Origin of the sequence: Endozoicomonas sp. GU-1, from assembly GCF_027366395.1 — a bacterium.
GTDB lineage: Bacteria > Pseudomonadota > Gammaproteobacteria > Pseudomonadales > Endozoicomonadaceae > Endozoicomonas.
Map to the genome: position 1 here is coordinate 203,532 of NZ_CP114771.1, position 19,797 is coordinate 223,328.

13 protein-coding genes are annotated in these 19,797 nt (G+C 48.8%); 9 read left to right on the plus strand and 4 right to left on the minus strand.

The window, feature by feature from the left end:
• Positions 1-214 precede the first annotated feature (214 nt).
• The 3 genes from O3276_RS00970 (at position 215) to O3276_RS00980 (ending at position 6,989) form a co-directional block, all read left to right on the plus strand.
• A complete protein-coding gene (locus O3276_RS00970; protein WP_269673954.1) occupies positions 215-970 on the plus strand; it encodes a hypothetical protein in 756 nt (251 codons plus the stop codon).
• 259 nt (positions 971-1,229) lie between these two features.
• A complete protein-coding gene (locus O3276_RS00975; RefSeq protein WP_269673955.1) occupies positions 1,230-4,079 on the plus strand; it encodes a Rossmann-fold NAD(P)-binding domain-containing protein in 2,850 nt (949 codons plus the stop codon).
• 33 nt (positions 4,080-4,112) lie between these two features.
• Positions 4,113-6,989 (plus strand): FAD-dependent monooxygenase family protein, encoded by a 2,877-nt coding sequence (locus O3276_RS00980; RefSeq protein WP_269673956.1) that lies wholly within the window; start codon positions 4,113-4,115, stop codon positions 6,987-6,989.
• 18 nt (positions 6,990-7,007) lie between these two features.
• On the opposite strand, the gene O3276_RS00985 is transcribed toward O3276_RS00980, so the two are convergent.
• The 3 genes from O3276_RS00985 to O3276_RS00995 all read right to left on the minus strand — a co-directional run bounded on the left by O3276_RS00985 (position 7,008) and on the right by O3276_RS00995 (position 12,285).
• The gene (locus tag O3276_RS00985; RefSeq protein ID WP_269673957.1) at positions 7,008-8,105 is read right to left on the minus strand and encodes a serpin family protein; all 1,098 of its coding nucleotides are present in this window, start codon (positions 8,103-8,105) and stop codon (positions 7,008-7,010) included.
• Between the two features lie 55 nt (positions 8,106-8,160).
• Positions 8,161-9,447, minus strand: coding sequence for an L-methionine/branched-chain amino acid transporter (yjeH, locus tag O3276_RS00990; protein ID WP_269673958.1), 1,287 nt, complete (start codon positions 9,445-9,447; stop codon positions 8,161-8,163).
• A gap of 219 nt (positions 9,448-9,666) precedes the next feature.
• Positions 9,667-12,285, minus strand: coding sequence for a hypothetical protein (locus tag O3276_RS00995; RefSeq protein WP_269673959.1), 2,619 nt, complete (start codon positions 12,283-12,285; stop codon positions 9,667-9,669).
• A 335-nt stretch (positions 12,286-12,620) separates the two neighbouring features.
• Here O3276_RS00995 and fabV point away from each other — a divergent pair, with 335 nt between their 5' ends.
• Positions 12,621-13,823, plus strand: coding sequence for an enoyl-ACP reductase FabV (gene fabV, locus O3276_RS01000; RefSeq protein ID WP_269673960.1), 1,203 nt, complete (start codon positions 12,621-12,623; stop codon positions 13,821-13,823).
• Positions 13,824-13,968: 145 nt separating this feature from the next.
• On the opposite strand, the gene speG is transcribed toward fabV, so the two are convergent.
• Positions 13,969-14,517, minus strand: a complete 549-nt coding sequence (speG, locus tag O3276_RS01005; RefSeq protein WP_269673961.1) for a spermidine N1-acetyltransferase — start codon at positions 14,515-14,517, stop codon at positions 13,969-13,971.
• A 347-nt stretch (positions 14,518-14,864) separates the two neighbouring features.
• On the opposite strand from speG, the gene O3276_RS01010 reads away from it, so the two are divergent.
• The 5 genes from O3276_RS01010 (at position 14,865) to O3276_RS01030 (ending at position 19,711) form a co-directional block, all read left to right on the plus strand.
• Positions 14,865-16,052, plus strand: a complete 1,188-nt coding sequence (locus O3276_RS01010; protein ID WP_269673962.1) for a thiolase family protein — start codon at positions 14,865-14,867, stop codon at positions 16,050-16,052.
• 115 nt (positions 16,053-16,167) lie between these two features.
• Complete coding sequence (locus O3276_RS01015) at positions 16,168-17,337, plus strand: acyl-CoA dehydrogenase family protein (protein ID WP_269673963.1); 1,170 nt, start codon at positions 16,168-16,170, stop codon at positions 17,335-17,337.
• 2 nt (positions 17,338-17,339) lie between these two features.
• Positions 17,340-18,116 carry an enoyl-CoA hydratase gene (locus O3276_RS01020; RefSeq protein ID WP_269673964.1) on the plus strand — a complete coding sequence of 259 codons (777 nt, stop codon included), beginning with the start codon at positions 17,340-17,342 and terminating at the stop codon, positions 18,114-18,116.
• A 62-nt stretch (positions 18,117-18,178) separates the two neighbouring features.
• A complete protein-coding gene (locus O3276_RS01025) occupies positions 18,179-18,298 on the plus strand; it encodes a hypothetical protein (RefSeq protein ID WP_442876583.1) in 120 nt (39 codons plus the stop codon).
• Between the two features lie 162 nt (positions 18,299-18,460).
• Positions 18,461-19,711: a NupC/NupG family nucleoside CNT transporter gene (locus tag O3276_RS01030; protein ID WP_269673965.1), complete on the plus strand. Its 1,251-nt coding sequence runs from the start codon at positions 18,461-18,463 to the stop codon at positions 19,709-19,711.
• The last annotated feature ends 86 nt before the right edge of the window (positions 19,712-19,797 follow it).

Sequence of the window (19,797 nt, forward strand, 5' to 3'; positions counted from 1 at the left end):
AAGCCGTGCCGGTGTAACAGAATGGGGTTATGTCGGCTTCCTTTCGCTCTCCTCTGATATCAGGGGCCTTGGCTTGAACTCTCTTATTATCAAGGCGTTATCGTTACTTACTCACCAGTTAGTGATTTACAGGGTAGTAAATTGTTAACTGATCAAGGATTAGATTAAACCTTGCCTGACAAACTTTGAACATAAACACAGTAGGAGAAATGGAATGGATTCTAGTATATCGTTAGGGTTTATCAATTATGTTTATATCGAGAACACGCTTTCAAAACTCGAAAATATTCATCAGGATCATCAACGTGCAGAACTGACAGTTTCCGAGAAATTGAATCCCGCTGAAGACATTAATCAGGGCGCTGTCTGGCATCGCAAGGTAGAGGTCGTCCAGTCTAATACCTCTGTTCTTAAACGTATTTTAAGCTACTTCACGGCAGAGGGGCGGAAGCAGCGCAAACAAAATCGTGAAGCGGCTGCTTTATTCTGCCGTCAAGTGTGTGTATTGCTCCAAAATGATAAAACCTCTGTTAATTTGAAGAAAAGGATTATTAATAGTGCGGAATCGGGCTCACTACCTTTTTTAAAAAAAGCTGAGATTAAAACGATAATCCGCGAAAAGGATACAACACTCAGAAGCACGAAAGAACATGACATTATTCGTGAAGCCGCTGAATTTCTTGAAAAAGAACTCCCCGGATTGTTGTCTCGCCTACCTCAAGTGTCTCTGTATGATAGCAGGGAAGTGCTGAAAGCTTATTATCAACTCACTATTCTGTCACCGGAGTTGTTACCGAAGGGGCATAAAGCTCACAAAGCTATCCGCAAGCTGGAAAAGCACTTTCGTAATATTCGGCAAGCTGATGATTTTACTGACCTGAAAACTGCTATCAACCAATCCATTTTACGTGACCTTTGGGAGGTACTGACTCCTGAAGATCATTGGTATGTGCTCAAAAAGTACTGGTAAAAGAAGAACTATCGCACATAAATCATGATATGTAAGGCTTACAGTTTTATGGAACTACCGTTTTCCAGGAATTTATGAGGAGTTACGAAGATATCAGGTCTCTTTTTTCCTCTTTTTGAATGCTTCACTCTTTTGTCAGGGACAGACCGTTATCGTAACTGACTAATCGGTTAGTGATTTATATGAAAGCACATTGTTAACTAGCCAATGATCTGAACAGGACCTGTCTGACAGTTTTTAACCTACAAGGAGAAATGGAATGGATACCAGCAGACCCTCAGGGTCAGTAAATAATGAACCCTATGTTTATATCAAAAACACGCTGGCAGAGCTTGAAGCAATTCATCAGAATCATCAACTGGCAGAACTGAACATTTCCCTTGAATTGAAACACGCTGGCGATGCTCATCAGGGTGCAGTATGGCATCGAAAAGTTAAGGTGGTTCAATCCAATACCTCTTTGCTTCAACGTTTTTTAAGGCTTTTCACGACAGAAGGTCGTAAGCAGCGTAGACAACATCGTGAAGCGGCTGCTTTATTCCGTGGTCAGTTATGGGCGTTACTGCAAACTGAAAAAGCGCCTTACAGTCTGAAAAAACAGGTCATACAGGCCGTGGAAAATGACGTTCTGCCTTTTCTTAAAGAATCAGAGTGTAAAACGATCATCAGTAGTAAGGATACAATTCTAAGTAACCCGAAAGAACGTAAAATTATCCGTGAAGCCGCTGGATTTCTGAAAAAAGAACTCGCCGGATTGCTGTCTCGCCTACCCCAAGTGACTTTGGAAGATAGCAGAGAAGTGCTGAAAGCCTATTATCAACTCATTATTCTGTCACCGGAATTGTTACCGGATGAGCATAAAGCGCACGAAGCTGTCAGCAAGCTGGGAAAGCACTTTCGTAATACACGGCAAGCGGTTGGTTTTACTGACCTGAAAGATACCATCGCCCTGTCCGTTTTACATGACATTCGAGAGAAGCTGTCGCTTGAAGAGTATCAACAATTAACGAAACGAATCGGTAATGTATTTACCTATCCATACTCCCCGCGTCAGCGAGCTTTGCGGAATGCACTTAACCTGATTTTTAATAATGGCCTGGGCAGTTCGTCTGTGCAGGGCCATCCCCGGGAGTTGGTTTCTGCCAGGGATCTGGCCTTGCTTAAAGATAGCTATCAGGGGCTATTTTTTCGTTACTCACGAGTACACCGGCTAGAGGAAAATCTGTTGGCCGACGGCTGTGCTGTAGCGGCCAGAATAAGTCGATTACCCAGTGAATTGAGAACGCTTGATCTGGACCGGGTTACACAAGACTTTCAGCAGTATGAGTCCTTAAGGCGCACTTTGTCCGCAGCAAATCAGGATCAAGACCAGGAATTTAAAGCACTCGAAGCCCGTTGCAAAACACATCGGGCCCTTATAGCAGAGGGTCGGGCGGCATTGTTGCATGTTCAGCTGAATCAAGGACGGCGCTGGGAGTTAAATCTGTTATTAGAAGGTATAGGAAAGGCCAATATCTATGGTACTGATGCTGAACACAATCAGCAGATGTTCAAAAAGCTGCTGGATTTGGCTCAGTTAAGAGGGCCACAAGTGGATTTGGCCCAGCTGGACTGGATCATAGCGCAGAACAAGAAAGCCAACAGACATCCGAATGTTGCCATTGAAGGCGCTGGGCCAACAGGGCTGATGCTGGCTTTCACCCAGTTTCAGGAGGGGGCCAATGTCTCAGTGTTTGAGAAACGGAGCACTGCATATAACCGGTTGCAAGTGGTTCGACTGGACCCTAAATGGATGGATATGCTGAAGTTTTATCTTGGAGAACATTACTACGACCTGTTCGGTGAGAATGGACAGGCTGGAAAGGGTATGGTTCGTACGGATGGTTTGGGAGAAAAGGCAGGCGAAATTGTCACTCACCGGTTGGAAGAGGCTCTGAATGATAGACTGGCTGAACTGATGGCACGCAATTACGATCATACTTCTCAGCGTGATGACTCGAAGAAAAACCGATTGGAGCGGTTAGCTGCCTATGAAATGACCAAGGTAGAGGCCGGTGAACAAGGCTATACAGTACAGGCTAAATATCACCCCGGGAATGATCCCTCTCCCTTTGCCAACGGCAAGAAAAAGCCACCTGTCGGTTATCAGAAACCTGAAGCAACGGTAACCCGTCCTGTGGATTTAGTGATTTGCGCCGGGGGTAAACATAGTCAGCTGCGTAATAAATATATGCGGGACAGGGCCGTAACGTCTGCCCGAAGCTATGGTGTCTGTTCCTGGGAAGGACCAAAGGACCAGCCCCTGCCAAATGATCGGCTGGATACTTTTCCGGATTTTCGCGGGATGGTGGTACTTGATCAACAGTTTCAGCAGTTTTTCCAGGAGCAGATGATATCTCAGGTGGAAAGGATTGAGGGGCTGAGTTCAGATGAGCGAAGATTGCTTGGCCAGCAAACCCATGGGCAGTCCAGGGGTGTTCGCAGCCTGCAGTCATCCATCCATGGAAGAGTGATGAAGACCCGGTGTTTTGACAATAACAACCTGGTTTATATCGGGATGGAGTTGCCTGAAGCATTTACTCAATTCTGCCATAAGGTTAAGCAAAAGTTAGCAGCATTACCGGTGCCAGATCTGGATCAAAATGGCGATAAACGATCAGCAGCCGACCAGAAAGCTTGGCGTAATCAGCGCGTAGCCAAGGTGCAGAAAGCGCTTTCCAAGGCTTGGTTTCAAACAGTGGCACACAGCTATGGTATTGACCAGTCGCTGGGTGTTACGGAGGAAATGATTGATGACCCATCGGTGGCGGTATTCTATTTACAGCAACGCCGGGTTTGGCGAAATGTGATCAAGAAAAAATCAGGCTCCCGTCAAGTGGTGATCACTGCTGCTGGTGATGCTGCTGCCACTCCCCATTTTATGACCGGCAGCGGCCTGACTGGAGCCAGGGAGAATGTGCTGCATCTGCAAAACTACACAAGGGATGTGTGGAACGGACCAAGAATATATAACGAATATGGGCTGGAACAAAGGCAAGACAGGCTTGAGGATGCACAACTGGATACGGCGGACTTTGTGATCCGGCAGGGACTGAATTTCCTGATTTAATCGGGAATAAATTGACATAAAAGGAGAAATGGAATGGATTCAGGCAGACCTGCCGGGTTATCCAATAATGAACCCTATGCTCATATCAAAAACACGCTGACAGAGCTCGAAACAATTCATCAGAATCGTCAACGGGCAGAACTGAAAGTTACCCGGAAATTGAAGCACCCCGGCGATCTTCATCGGGGTGCAGTTTGGCATCGAAGGGTAGAGGTAGTTCAGTCTACTACTTCTTTTCTTCAACGTTTGTTAAACCTGTTCACGACAGAAGGCCGGAAACAGCGAAGACAAGAGCAGGAAGCGGCTGCTTTATTTCGTGGTCAGTTATGGGAATTGCTTCAAACTGAACAAGCTCCTCATAGCTTAAAAGAACGCATTATAAAGGACGTAGGAAATGGCGTTTTGCCTTTTCTTAAAAAATCTGAGCGTAAAACGATACTCAGTAGTAAGGACACAATACTCAGCAGCACAAAAGAACGTAAAATTATTCGTGAAGCCGCTGGATTTCTTAAAGCAGAACTCTCCGGGCTCCTGTCTCGCTTGCCCGGGGTGACTTTGGAAGATAGCAGGGAAGTGCTGATAGCCTACTATCAACTTATAATTCTGTCACCGGAATTGTTACCTGAGGGACATAAAGCTCACGAAGCCATCTGCAAGCTGGAAAAGCACTTTCGTGATACCCGACAATCTGAAGGTTTTACCGAACTGACAAAAACCATCACTTTGTCCGTTTTACATAACATTCGGAAGAACCTGTCTCCTGCAGGGTATCAACAATTAACCGCACGTGTAGGACATATACTTTCTTATCCCTACTCCCGGCGTGATCGCGCTTTGCAGAATGCGCTGAACCTGATTATTGATAATGAAATGAGTATTCAAGGTCATCCCCGGGAGTTGATTTCCGCTGACGATCTGACATTGCTTAAAGAGAGTTACCGAGGGCTATTATCTGGAACCACGGGATTATTCAGGATTGAGGAAGATCTGAAAACAGATGTTTCTGCTGTAGCACGCAAAATAAGTCGATTACCCAGTGAATTGAGAACGCTTGATCTGGCCCGGGTTGAAAAAGATTTTCAGCAGTATGAATCCTTACGGAGTACTTTGTCTGCAGAAAACCAGAATCAAAGCCAGGAATTTAAAGAACTTGACGCTCGTTGCAAAGTCTATCGGGGCTTGATAGCACAAGGTCGTGCGGCATTGTTGAAGATTCAGCTGAATCAAGGGCGGCGCTGGGAGTTAAATCTGTTATTACAAGGTATTGAAACGACCGCTGTATGGGGCACTGATTCCGAACACAATGAGCAGATGTTCAAAAAGCTGCTGGATTTGGCTCAGTTAAGAGGACCGCAAGTGGATTTAGCCCAGCTGGACTGGATAATAGCGCAGAACAATGAAGCAAACAGTCATCCGAACGTTGCCATTGAAGGGGCTGGGCCAACAGGACTGATGCTGGCTTTTACTCAGTTTCAGGAAGGAGCCAATGTTTCAGTGTTTGAGAAACGGAGCACTGAATATAACCGGGTGCAAGTGGTTCGACTGGACCCTAAATGGTTGGATATGCTGAAGTTTTATCTTGGAGAACATTACTACGACATGTTCGGTCAGGATGGAAAAGGCGTTATTCGTACGGATGGTTTTGGCGAAATGGCTGGAGAAATTGCCACTCACCGGTTGGAAGAGGCTCTGAATCATCGACTTGCTGAACTGATGTCACGCAATTACGAACATATTTCCCAGCGTGATGACCCACAAAAAACCAGGTTGGAGCGGTTAGCTGCTTATGAAATGACGAGAGTAGAGGCTAATGAACAAGGCTATACAGTAAAGGCTACATACCACCCTGAGAATGATCCCTCTCCCTTTGCCAACGGCAAGAAAGAGCCGCCTGCTGGTTATCAGAAACCTGAAGCAACGTTAACCCGTCCCGTTGATTTAGTGATTTGCGCGGGGGGTAAAAATAGTCAGATCCGTAAAAAGTATATGGGGAACAGAGCCGTATCGGCTACCCGAAGCTATGGTGTTTGTTCCTGGGAAGGACCGAAAGACCAGCCCCTGCAAAATGATCGGCTGGATACCTTTCCAGATTTTCGTGGGATGGTGGTACTTGATCAACAGTTTCAGCAGTTTTTCCAGGAGCAGATGACATTTCAGATGGAAAGGATTGAGGGGCTGAGTGCAGATGAACGACAACTTCTCAGCCGACAAACCCGTCAGCAGTCAAGTGGTGTTCGCCACTTGAAGGCGTCAACCCTTGGAAGAGCGCTGCAGACCCGGTGTTTTGAAAATAAAAACCTTGTCTACATCGGGATGGAGATACCTGAAGCATTTAACCAATTCTGCCAGAAGGTTCAGAAAAAGTTAGCGGTATTACCGGTACCAGAGTTGGATCAAAACGGCAATAAACGATCAAAAGCCGACCGGAAAGCGTGGCGTGATCAGCGTGCAGCCAAGGTACGCAAAGCACTTTCCAGGGCATGGTTTCAAACAGTGGCGCATAGCTATGGTATTGATCAATCGCTGGGCGTTACGGAGGAAAAGATTAATGACTCATTTGCGACTGTATTCTCTTTACAGCAACATCGGGTCAGGAAAAATGTGGTGGAGAGAAGATCAGACTCCCATCAAGTGATCATTACTGCTGCTGGTGATGCTGCTGCCAGTCCTCACTTTATGACCGCCAGCGGCCTGACTGGAGCCAGAGAGAATGTGCTGCATCTGCAAAACTACACGGGGAAGGAGTGGGGCGGAAAATCCGTATTTCTCGGACGTGGGGCGACCATTATGGATATACTTGAGAATAAACAACAAAGTACTGCGGATTTTGTGATCCAGCGAGGGCTGATTTTCCTGATTAAATCGAGATTACAACGGTTATTAGATGAATTAATAACCCTTTGGGATTGACTGGTTAACCATCACTCACTATCCCCATGGTTCTTTAATATAGGCGGCACCCAATAACCTTCGTTGATCACCCTGATCCTTAATCATGGCAAAATAAAAGGGGCGATTGATGTACAGCAGATTAGGTCTTCCACCGCCACGAATTTGGAATGAAGCCGCAACATGGGCACCTGCCTCATTGATGCTAAGGTTTGTCCTGTGTTTTCCTGAACCGAGCAACTCAGGGTAATCTGTCTCATAGACATAATCGAATTGATATTTGGGTAAACACAGTGAGACGTTCCCTTTATCAATTTCATCGTCAAATAATGAGTTCAAGCCTGTGGTCAGGATATGGCTGACTTCGTCACTGTGTTCTTGTTGCGCCGCTTTGGGCGGCATTATGAAAACAGCTTTCAACCCGGATTCCTTAACGGGCAAGGCAATAAACTCAAAGTCTGAAATATTTTTATAAGTAACTAAGGTTGTTCCCTTGCCGCTTTTCATCCAGACGATCTCCGGCTGCTTCTGACCGTTCCAGGTCATTTCTGTTTGATATCTCTGGGGTATTGCCATGAAAGGTTGTTTCCACGATACATTTTGAAACAACCAGCTTACTAACAAGAAAGCTGTTTTTGGGTCTTTCAGCGTGCCAGGGTTGAGCAGGTTGGTAATCACTCCGTTTGTATCTTTGGCGATCTGTTCATTGAGCCTTTGAGTCGCGTTATCGTACCCTTGTTGTTTCAGTTCATGACTGCTGGTACAGGGGACGCCCAACTGCTTCAGCGTCATGTCAATGGTTGTGGTTTTAGAGAACAAATGGAATTTCTCCAGTGAACTGTGATCTGCCGGGTTATCAGGTTTATCACTTATGTCACCGGATTGTAGTAGTCCCAGCAATTCGTTGGCTACCTTTTCTGTTTTAGAAACCAGATACGGTGAAGCCGCAATATTTCGATCACGAATATTTTTTTTCGCTATCTCCATAAAACGTTTAACATCCGACCCCAGATCGCTCATCTCTTCAAGAGAGTGAAAAAACCTGGAGTACGACGAGTCCGTTAATGGTTGTGCGCTTGCGGATGCAGCGGTGGGTGAGTATTGTGCTGAGGGTGAAAAAGCAGGAGGAAAATTCATTTCATGGACTCCTGAGCTAAATGAGTTCTCATTATCGTCCTCAGAGCCTAGCTGCTTATTTGCATTTATCCACACTGTAGTGATGATCGATAATACCAGTATCCATACAAGCCGACTTTTGCTTTTGCCTTTGCCACCATAGCAATGGTGAGGCAATCGCCAGCATGCCAGCGGCATACGCCATTTTCCACCCGAGGCCCCAGGCAAGCATAAAGCAGAACAGGCAGCCAAGCAGGTTCATCCAGTGGTATTTAGCAGGCAGCAGTCGGAAAGCTGCCAGCATGGAGGCCAGGTAAATAATAACGAAAACCCCATTGACCCAGGAAACCAGATCTTCCAGATCCTGATCGGTACAGTGAGTAAAGATCAGAATCGCTGCAATGATGAGTAGTACGGTTGCCAGGGCGCGTTCGGAAACACCGTAACGATTCTGTTTACTGAACCAGGCTGGCAACACTCCTTCCTGGCTGAAACTCAGGGTCAGACGAATCAGACTGGCGATGTAGACATTGACGGTGGCAATACCACCTGCCAGCCCGAGAGTCCCGATGATTGGGGAACCCAATCCGCCCAACAGTTGATCAAAAACACCCGCCATGGCCAGGGGAGCCGTCACCGGTATGGACAGAATCAACCATGTGCAGGCCAGATAAATACAGCCAACCATGGTAACGCCGATCATGATGGCCGGTTTCAGGTCTTTTTCGGGGTTTCGAAAGTCACCTGCCAGATGGGACATGGCTTCCATGCCCAGAAAACTCCAGAAAGCAAGCCCGGCGGCTTTAAGAATCATGCTGCTGCTAACGACAGTTTTCTCCGGGGAGGCGGGTACATCAACTAACCCCCGGGCCACCATCATCAGAATCAGTACCGCCATGATAGAAAAAGTCAGTATCAGCTGAAGGGTGGCAGAAATATGTATGCCGCGAAAATTCAGAGCATAAAGCAAGACCAGGCACGCTAATTGAACAGCAATGGTTATTGAGCCCGGCACCATAAACAGGGCATCAATAAACTGGTAGGTCATAATGATGGCAGCAGGTGCACCCAGGGGAACAGCGCAAAGAAAAATGATGCCGATGGTTCTTCCGGCGACAGAGCCAAAGGCCTTTTCCACGAAATAGGCCGGTCCGGCTGCATGGGGGAACCGGCTGGCCAGACTGGCAAACACCAATGCCACCGGAATAATGGTCAGGGTAAGCAGGGCCCAGGCCCACAGGGCTCCGTAGCCTGCCAGTTCAATGGTTAACTGGGGAAGAATAAATACGCTGGTGCCCAGCAGGGTCGTGGTGAGCAGCCCTGCTCCCTGCCAGCAGCCAATTCCGGAAGTTGGTAACTGCACTGTGATGACTACCTCTGGGATATCACTTGTTATTTCTATGGCAACGGTTTAAGGCATTTACTATAGGCCAGATTGACTTGGGATTCTGTCAAATTTATTGATCTTCTGGCTATTTATTCCGTCGAATTATCGGATACCCGGGGGAAATAATACAGTTGGTTTTCAACTATAGAATGGCCAGGGCATGTTCAATGGCGCTGTTCACATCATGCTGCCAGTTCAATAATATATGGCCGTGTAAAAATAGCTTCGGCTGATAGCATGCCTCTGATTCACTTCATCATTACTCAGCAGTTTAGTTCTCCATAAATAACCTCTGACAAGATTCCTTTCCCGATCAGACAGTGGTTCATTTGACTGATATTTACTGAGAAGAGGCTGGATACGACTCACTTCTTCCTTAAGGGCCTTGTGCTCTTTGTTGACAATGTCATGCATTGGCAGAGTGAGAAACCCGATAGCGGATTCGTTTGTGGTTGGGTCACGCCACGATTCCCAGTCATCGACTATCCGCCCTGCAAAGAATAATGCCTGACTGTGTTCCTGAATCAGGAATATTCGTTGCTTCAGAGCGTTTTTAACGTTCAGATCGAAGCAGGCTGGTAGTGAGTCACACAAGACTTCTGCATCAAGCTTCTGTAAACGATCATAAGACTTGCGGGTCATCAGCCGGGGAAAACCGACGCGGCAACCTTTACGGTATCTGGCGTTTTTACTGTCAGCGGATGGCGCAATGATGTCTCTGAACGGGTAAAGACAGGTATCGTTATCAATGCCGATGACCCGGCCAGTTTCGTAGTCTATGAAGTAATTTCCATCATGTCGGTCTGGTTGGGCACAAATGGCATCCAACAGCTCAAGGTCAGCCAGGCCGCTGAATATTTTGCTCCTGATTTCCCGGTTGCCCTGCTTATCCAGCAGTTCCTGATGGGCCAGCTTTTTCTTTTGTTTAGGAGCAGCACTGGCACGTACACTGGTCCTGGCTGATACTCCTGAAGCCAGTTCCATCTCCAGTCCAATCTGGTGGTTATGTTCGCAAAATGACATATCGGGCATCACGTTCATGCCCAGCAGGCGGGCAATCTCGCCGGTGGCCAGATTTCTGGCCGTAAGATTGGGATGATACCTGTCGTGGTACAACTGTGGAGAGATGATTTTTCTCCAGCTTGAGATGTCAACGGCCTGTTCAGGTTTGAACACCCGCTTTACTGTGTCATTTCCGGTTTTATAGGATAACAGGTACACCGTATTTTCCCTGCCACTACCCAGCTCCCGGGGAGGATTGTCAGGATCCAGAAGTCGGTCAGTCCATCGGCCGGGAAGGGTGAGTTCATCGTTCAGATCATAGCCAACCCGCTTGAACTCCATTGCTGCCTGCCAGCTGATTTTCCCGGCAATAGATGTTAATGCCGGTGAGTCTAATACCTGAAACAGCAGCAGTTGATCATTTCTGAGATCGGTGATTTTATGCCTTAAAATCATCAGGTTTACCTGGTCCGGGTGATGATGGTGCTGATCGATTACTTTGCTTATTTCATTCTGGATTGCTCTATTACTGGTTAGAATCTGCTTCGCTTGCTGTTCTGCCGCTGTCTGTTCAGTGGGTATTTCCCGGGTTAACAGCTGCTCATAGTTACTGATCATCTCGTGAGCCAGAAGCTCTCCGGCACCTGTATTCATCTTTTCAGATAATGGTCTGGATACTTGCTTATGGTCAGATAAACAGAGCAGTTGTTGCTGGGTAGCAGCGGGTTGATTGAAGCGTTCCGTGACCCGTTCCTGAATAGCCTGTTTCCTTACGGCCAGCTGCTTTGGTGTTAACTGACCAGGGTTGACTGACTGGTTATAGGCTGACAGTTGTTCACGGGCATGGATGATCTCCCGCCTGATGCAATCAGGTTTTACCAGTTCCAGTTCGCCACGCTTGTGCAGGTTTCTGATGTGGCTATGAAGCAGGGCAAGATCTTTGGGAACCCCTCTGGCTATATCAGCCTCTGCCTGGTGCCACTCTTTTTTGACCAGGGCCTCCAGGCGGTTCGCATAATATTTGCTCTGTGGGTCGTCTCTGCGTTGTGCAATAATGGTTACACCCTGACCAAATGGGTTGGCCAGTACCCTGGTATCCAGACCGGGAAATAACTCTGCCGAACCAATCCCGGGGTCCAGGGTCGATGGATATTCAAGAACTGCAGCAGGTCTTTTTCCCTGATAGACACTGAGCACCTGCTGCTCTGGGGATTGCAGTTCGGACCGATCAAGCCATTGGTAATGGCAGCGTTTCGAAACCGGGTGCCTTGTCTGCTCTGCAATGATTGTTTTATAAGCCTGGCTGGGTTTCACCACCGCTACGATTGGCAGCAGGGGATTAAGCCCGGGCGTTTGCCCCTTAACCCGGGGACAAGCCTTACCTTCTTGAATTAATACGACATCAACCCATTGTTGATCCTCTTTGCTCAGGAATTGATCGAGCCAGGCGGTATCATTCAATGTATCAGGATCGACCTCTACCCATGGTGGCAGGGGCTTGAGGCAGGCACCCTTAAATGCATTACTGAGTCTTAATGTGACAACGGTTTGATTAATGTGCCTGCTTACCGCTGTATCGGGTGCGTCAGAGACACCTGCAGAGGTTAACGGTTCGGGCCTTGTCGCTGGCTTTGTCAGGCAGTTATCAGTGACCACTTGACCGATAGTGCGATGTTCAAGGCTGGTAAAGCAGGTGCCAGGTTCGGAGATTATAGAGCTGAGTGTTTGCGGCGCAACCGGAGGTGCCTTGGCAAAGTCTTTTTTAACCTCGACCGGGGGCTGATTCTCTGAAGGGTAACCTGGAGGTATCACAGGAGTCTCCATAACCTATGACTGACAATCCACCTATCGGCTGTTAACCTGTATATTTCATAAAGGCAGTAAAAGGTACTTTAGTATTATTTCCAGACGCCACACAGGACGTTATTCCTTTTTACTGAAGATCCTGCTGTATCGGCATTATCAATAACCGCTCACCTCGCCTGCTCTTTACAAATCCTAACAAACCGATCCATAACGCTACCGACTTATACGCGCCATCTCTTTCCCGTGGTGTGGCTTTTGGATAAGCTACCGGGTTATTCATACAGACGGGCTCATGACTGGCCCCTGGTTTTCGAACCGGATTTCACTTGTTGGGGACAACGATGATCATTAAACCAAGGATTCGTGGATTTATCTGCACAACCACTCACCCGGTAGGTTGTGAAGCCAATGTGAAGGAGCAGATTGCTTACACCCGGTCACTGGGTCCCGTAGCCAATGGCCCCAAAAAAGTGCTGGTGATCGGTGCTTCCAGTGGTTATGGACTGGCTTCCCGTATCACCGCAGCTTTTGGTTCCGGTGCGGCCACCATTGGTGTGTTCTTTGAAAAGCCGGCTACTGAAAGCAAGCCGGGAACCGCGGGCTGGCACAATTCTGCGGCCTTCGATCAGCTGGCCCACGAAGCTGGCCTCTATGCCAAAAGTCTGAATGGCGATGCCTTCAGCCACGCAGCAAAAGAAAAGACCATTGAGTTGATCAGGCAGGATCTTGGCCAGGTGGATATGGTGGTTTACTCGCTGGCATCACCCGTGCGAAAACTGCCGGATACTGGCGAGGTGATTCGCTCGGTACTGAAGCCGATGGGTGAGCCATATCGCGCTACCGCAGTGGATACCAACAAGGATGCATTGTTTGAAGCGACGGTGGAACCGGCCACTGACGCAGAGGTGGCAGCAACGGTTACGGTCATGGGGGGGCAGGACTGGGCACTGTGGATGAACGCGCTGTCTGCCGCAGGCGTTCTGGCAGAAGGGTGCAAGACAGTGGCCTACAGCTATATTGGTACGGAACTGACCTGGCCGATCTATTGGGATGGTGCCCTGGGTGAAGCCAAGAAAGACCTGGACCGTACAGCCCATGCCATCAACGATTCGATGAAATCAATCCACGGTTCAGCCAATATCGCGGTACTGAAAAGTGTGGTCACTCAGGCCAGTTCGGCGATTCCTGTTATGCCGCTCTATATCTCCATGGTTTTCAAGAAAATGCGGGAAGAGGGCGTACACGAAGGGTGCATCGAACAAATCAACCGTATGTTCCGTGAGCGCCTTTACCGTGGTGATGGTGCGGCTCCGGCAGTGGATGACAGCAACCGTCTTCGCCTTGATGACCTGGAGCTGAGAGAAGATATTCAGAAGCACTGCCAGGAGATCTGGCCACAGCTGACCAATGACAATCTGGCGGAGCTGACCGATTACACCCTCTATAAAGAGGAGTTTCTGAAGCTGTTTGGTTTCGGTGTTGAGGGTGTGGATTATGATGCTGATGTGAATCCCCAGGTGCCTTTTGAGGTAATTGATATCTGACAGGTCGATCAGAAAGGCAGGGATGCCGCTGCTTGAGAATACCCGGGATATCAAAGTTAAATGGGGATGCCTGTCAAGGGTTTCACTGCTTCAAACTACGCCGGAAAGTTCCGGCGTGTGCGTTGTTAAAAACCAGCCGCATCTATCAGAGGGTCAGGGGTCGTGTTTTGTCCAGATAGTCCCTCTGCAGAATGTACATTCTTAATACGTCACAGTATTGGCCATTGGTGAAGTATTCCTGAATCATTCGACCTTCTTCAATAAAGCCAGTTTGTTGATAAAGGTGAATGGCTTTCTCATTGTTGACGGCCACTACCAGATACACTTTGTTCAGGTTGAGTATGGTAAAGGCGTAGTCCAGGGCCGATTTGATCAAGACACGGGCATGGCCTTTCCCCTGATGCCCTGGCGCGATAATGATCTGGAATTCTGCCTTGCGGTGCACGTAGTCCATTTCGATCAGCTCTACCAGGCCGATGGATTCAGCTTCGTTATTTTCAGTGGCCGTAAGCTCAGCAACAAAACGGCGTTCGGTATTGTCATGGATATGCTTGCCATAGAGATCTTCCAGTTCATCGAAAGACTCATAGGGCTCTTCAAACCAGTAGGACATAATACTGCGGTTATTATTCAGAGAGTGCACAAACCGCAGGTCTTTCTTTTCCAGTGCTCTCAGTCGGATACTGCTTTTCATCCGGTAATTCCGTCAGTCAGAGATTGACTCTGTATATCAACAAGACTTCTACAGTCTGCCCCCTGTATTAGAGTGCAGAAGTTTCGGTATTCTACGTGAGTGTAAGGGTAAATGACTATCTTATTTTTTTAATGAGTTGTGCGTTTAAGCAGTTATTTCATGCCATCTGTTTGCTGGAGTCATCATTGTCTCTGACTATCAATAGCGGGTATAGGATTGCCTATTTCGGTTTTGCCTTGATGTCGTTTTCTGCTATCAATAAAGCTATGATGCAAAGAGACAGTAAAAACAGTGACTGCTGTCCTGCAAATCAGAAAGAATAAATGACAGAAAAAGCGAGTTTCACTATGTCTTCTGCACTTAACCTGTCACAGGAAAACATTGTTATTGTTTCCGCTGCCCGTACCCCAATGGGTGGATTTCAGGGTAACCTGTCGTCTATGACAGCGGTTGACCTGGGTACTGTTGCGATCCAGTCAGCATTGGAGCGGGCAGGCGTTGCTCCAGAGGATGTATCAGAAGTACTGATGGGCTGTGTATTGCCAGCGGGTACCGGCCAGGGGCCTGCCCGTCAGTCGGCACTGCATGCCGGTATCCCAGACCATGTCCCAGCCACAACAGTGAACAAAATCTGCGGTTCCGGTATGAAAACGGTGATGCTGGGAGCAACCCAGCTGAAAACCGGTGAAGCCGATCTGGTAGTGGCCGGCGGTATGGAAAGTATGACCAATGCCCCTTACCTGCTGGATAAAGCCAGGGGAGGGATGCGACTGGGTCATGGCCAGGTCAAGGATCATCTGTTCACCGATGGTCTGGAGGATGCTTACCAGGGCGTGGCCATGGGGGTCTTTGCCCAGGCAACCGCTGATCGCTTTGGCCTGGGCCGCGAGGCTATGGACGACTATGCCCTTGCATCTCTGGAACGGGCCAGCAAAGCGATCAGTTCTGGTGCGTTTGCGGAAGAAATTGTGCCGGTTGAAACCCGTAAAGGGCTGGTTGATATTGATGAGCAGCCGGGCAAAGCCAGGCCGGAGAAAATCCGTCAGTTACGTCCGGCCTTTAGCAAAGACGGCACGGTGACAGCGGCAAACTCCAGCTCTATTTCCGATGGTGCAGCGGCGCTCGTGTTAATGCGTGAAAGTGATGCAGCAGCACAGGGCTTACAACCTCTGGCAAGAATTATTGGCTACCAAAGCCATGCTCAGAAGCCTGAAGAATTTACCATTGCTCCAGTAGACTGCATCCGCAAGCTACTGGAAAAAATTAACTGGCAGGCCAGCGAGGTGGACCTGTTTGAAGTGAATGAGGCGTTTGCCGTAGTGGCCATGATGGCCATTCGTGAACTGCACCTGGATCATGATAAGGTCAATATTCATGGCGGTGCCTGTGCTCTTGGCCATCCCCTGGGTGCCAGCGGTGCCCGCATTCTGGTAACACTGTTGCATGCCCTGAAAAAGACCAGCGGCACCAAAGGTATTGCTTCACTCTGCATTGGTGGAGGAGAAGCTACCGCTATTGCAGTTGAGATGTTATAAAACTTATCGATACCTTTCATGTGCACCAACCTGGCGAGCATGCACTAACCACTAATAAAAATGCCGCATGCCCCAGGCCTCACAAATAACAAAAAACAAGAGGCGGCATTTTTATATGGATTATCACCTTTCTGAACAGCAGATTGCCTTTCGTGATCTGGCCCGACAATTTGCCGATGCCGAATTGGCCCCCCATGCAGCGCAGTGGGATCTTGATTGTCATTTCCCGGTTGATGTGATCAGGGCAGCGGGTGATCTCGGGTTCTGTGCCCTGTATACCCATGAGTCCATGGGAGGGCTGGGCCTGTCCAGGCTGGATTCCCATCTTATTTTTGAACAGTTGGCCATGGGATGTACGGCTACCACCGCCTATATCACCATTCATAATATGGTTACCTGGATGATCAGTGAGTTTGCCACGGATCGGGTAAAGTCAGATTGGGGGGAAGGGCTGGTCAGTGGCAGCAAGTTGTCGTCCTATTGCCTTACCGAGCCCGGAGCGGGCAGTGATGCGGCATCGTTGACAACCAGCGCCGGGCGGGATGGCGATGAGTATGTGCTCAATGGCTCGAAAATGTTTATTTCCGGGGCTGGCAGTACCGATCTGCTGCTGGTGATGGCAAGAACCGGCGAAGACGGTCCGAAAGGCATTTCGGCCTTTGCCGTGCCCGCCAATCTGGCAGGTATCCAGTACGGCAAGAAGGAGGAAAAGATGGGCTGGAATGCCCAGCCTACCCGGCTGATTTCATTTGACAATGTTCGTATACCCGCAGACCACCTGCTGGGCAAGGAAGGTCAGGGCTTCTCTTTTGCGATGAAAGGTCTGGATGGTGGTCGAATCAATATCGCCACCTGCTCTATAGGTACAGCGCAGCAGGCACTGAACACGGCTCGGGCCTATATGAAAGAGCGCAAGCAGTTTGGTCGTGAACTGGCCGGTTTCCAGGCCTTGCAATTCAAGCTGGCAGATATGAATACCGAGTTGGTGGCTGCCCGGCAGATGGTTCGACTGGCAGCCTTCAAACTGGATCATCAGGATCCGGAAGCAACCGCATACTGTGCCATGGCTAAACGTTTTGCTACGGATATCGGGTTTAGGGTCTGTAACGAGGCCCTGCAGATTCATGGCGGTTATGGTTATATCAGGGAGTACCCTCTGGAGCGACATGTGCGGGATACCCGGGTCCACCAGATTCTGGAGGGAACCAATGAAATTATGCGCTTGATTGTCGCCCGTCGTTTACTTTCCAAGAGCATTTCTGATACCGGTATGGAGTTACAGTGATTATGTCTGAAAAGTTACGTCTCACCTGTGAAGAACGTACCGCCATTCTCACCCTGGACAATCCACCGGCCAATACCTGGACGCCAGAAAGCCTGGATGAGCTGGAGCAGATTATTCACCAGTTGAACCGTGAGCCTGATGTGATTGCCCTGGTGATCACGTCAGCTTCAGAGAAGTTCTTCAGTGCAGGCGCTGATTTAAAGCGCTTTGATAACCTGACCCCGGAGGAAGCTCGCCCATTTGCACAAAGCTTTGGCAGGGCTTTTGAAGCCCTCAGTAACTTTTCGGGGCTCAGCATTGCAGCCATCAACGGTTATGCCATGGGGGGCGGGCTGGAAGTGGCGCTGGCCTGTGACCTGCGCATCGCTGAACAGGGTGCCATTATGGCCCTGCCTGAAGCGTCGGTGGGGTTATTACCCTGTGCCGGCGGAACTCAGAACCTTACCCTGCTGGTGGGCGAAGCCTGGGCCAAGCGCATGATTCTCTGCGGCGAGAAAGTGACCGCAGAAAAAGCATTGGCCATTGGACTGGTAGAGGAAATGGTGGACAGTGGTGAGAGTCTTGAACGGGCGAAAGCGCTTGCGGCCAATGCCGGAAACCAGAGTCCGGATGCCTTGAGGGCCTGTAAAAAGCTGATCCAGATGGGGCGTTCCGGATTTTCCAGAGATGCCTTGCCAGAGGAAAGGGAGCAGTTCCTGACGTTGTTCAATGGCAGGAATCAGCAGGAAGGCGTCAGTGCGTTTCTTGAGAAGCGCAAACCTGAGTGGCATTACGACTGATCCGGCGATTTTGAATAAGGATGATATTAATGACAAAGATTGCATTTATCGGCCTTGGCAATATGGGTGGTCCCATGGCTCAGAACCTGGTGCAAGCCGGGCCTGATGTCTGTGGTTATGATCAATTTTATTCTTCAATAGATAGATGCCGATTATCGTTCAGTTTATTTTTCTTCTGTTGATATGACTCAATGTTACGCTCAGAAGCTGTTCTAATTTTGAACAGTTGTGTCAGATAATGGTTCTGTTTTTGTAAATCAGGTTATACAATCCCCCGGATTTATCTGAAGTTCTGGCCGGGTCACCGGTCGGCACCGATCATCCATCTGAGGTCACCTTTTCCCATGCAAATACTTATGAGTCTGGTGGGCATTGCCAGCCTTCTGGCACTTGCCTTTTTACTGTCCGATAACCGAAAAGCGATCAACCTGCGAACTGTGGGTGGTGCCTTTGCCATTCAGGCCGGACTGGGAGCGTTGGTTCTTTATGTTCCCCTGGGTCAGGAAATTCTTGGTGGTGTCTCCAACGCGGTCAGTAATGTGATCAGCTACGCCAATCAGGGTATCGGCTTCCTGTTTGGTGACCTGGGTAACTTCAAGGTCGGCTTTATTTTTGCCATCAACGTACTGCCGATTATCATTTTCTTCTCCTCCCTGGTTGCTGTTCTTTACTATCTGGGTGTTATGCAGAAGGTGGTTACCTTCCTGGGTGGTGCGTTACAGAAAGTACTGGGTACCAGTCGTACAGAGTCTCTGTCGGCAACGGCAAATATTTTCGTTGGCCAGACAGAAGCTCCTCTTGTGGTAAGACCCTATATTGGTCGTATGACTAATTCTGAGCTGTTTGCCATCATGGTGGGTGGTCTGGCTTCTGTTGCTGGCTCTGTTCTGGCCGGTTATGCAGGCATGGGTGTTGAGCTTAAGTACCTGATCGCCGCAAGCTTCATGGCGGCACCTGGTGGTCTGTTGATGGCCAAGATGATCAAGCCGGAAACCGATACTCCAGATGATTCTGAGCTGGTTGATGACGAAGGTGACAATGAAAAGCCTGCCAACGTAATAGACGCCGCCGCTTCTGGTGCTTCTTCCGGTATGAAGCTGGCCGCTAACGTTGGTGCCATGCTGCTCGCGTTCATTGCCCTGATCGCCATGGTTAACGGTATCATGGGCTGGATTGGTGGCTTCTTTGACTACCCTGACCTGAGCCTTGAAATCATTCTCGGCTATCTGTTCAGTCCGCTGGCCTTCCTGATTGGTGTGCCAATGAATGAAATCGTGACAGCGGGCAGTTTCATTGGCCAGAAGCTGGTGGTGAACGAATTCGTTGCTTACATGGATTTTGTTAATTACCTGAACCCTGAAGCGGCTGCGGCGGCCGGTGTTGAAGTGCTGTCACAGCGTACGCAGATCATCATCACTTTTGCACTGTGTGGTTTTGCCAACCTGTCTTCTATTGCTATTCTCCTGGGTGGTCTGGGTGTTATGGCACCACACCGTCGTCAGGATATTGCCCGCATGGGTATCAAGGCAGTGGCTGCTGGTACTCTGTCTAATCTTATGAGTGCAACCATCGCTGGTCTGATGCTGTCTCTGTAATGTTTTTCGGGCCACGGTCTGACCGTGGCCTGCTTTCCTTCCTGTATTTTCCCTTCATCAGCTGAATCTAACGCTTTTCAGGAAAT

What these genes read in the sequence shown, in the direction of transcription:
- O3276_RS00970 (WP_269673954.1), top strand. Translation starts at nt 215, where the DNA reads ATGGATTCTAGTATATCGTTAGGGTTTATCAATTATGTTTATATCGAG.
- O3276_RS00975 (WP_269673955.1), top strand. Translation starts at nt 1,230, where the DNA reads ATGGATACCAGCAGACCCTCAGGGTCAGTAAATAATGAACCCTATGTT.
- O3276_RS00980 (WP_269673956.1), top strand. Translation starts at nt 4,113, where the DNA reads ATGGATTCAGGCAGACCTGCCGGGTTATCCAATAATGAACCCTATGCT.
- O3276_RS00985 (WP_269673957.1), bottom strand. Translation starts at nt 8,105, where the DNA reads ATGAATTTTCCTCCTGCTTTTTCACCCTCAGCACAATACTCACCCACC.
- fabV (WP_269673960.1), top strand. Translation starts at nt 12,621, where the DNA reads ATGATCATTAAACCAAGGATTCGTGGATTTATCTGCACAACCACTCAC.
- speG (WP_269673961.1), bottom strand. Translation starts at nt 14,517, where the DNA reads ATGAAAAGCAGTATCCGACTGAGAGCACTGGAAAAGAAAGACCTGCGG.
- O3276_RS01010 (WP_269673962.1), top strand. Translation starts at nt 14,865, where the DNA reads ATGTCTTCTGCACTTAACCTGTCACAGGAAAACATTGTTATTGTTTCC.
- O3276_RS01015 (WP_269673963.1), top strand. Translation starts at nt 16,168, where the DNA reads ATGGATTATCACCTTTCTGAACAGCAGATTGCCTTTCGTGATCTGGCC.
- O3276_RS01020 (WP_269673964.1), top strand. Translation starts at nt 17,340, where the DNA reads ATGTCTGAAAAGTTACGTCTCACCTGTGAAGAACGTACCGCCATTCTC.
- O3276_RS01025 (WP_442876583.1), top strand. Translation starts at nt 18,179, where the DNA reads ATGGGTGGTCCCATGGCTCAGAACCTGGTGCAAGCCGGGCCTGATGTC.
- O3276_RS01030 (WP_269673965.1), top strand. Translation starts at nt 18,461, where the DNA reads ATGCAAATACTTATGAGTCTGGTGGGCATTGCCAGCCTTCTGGCACTT.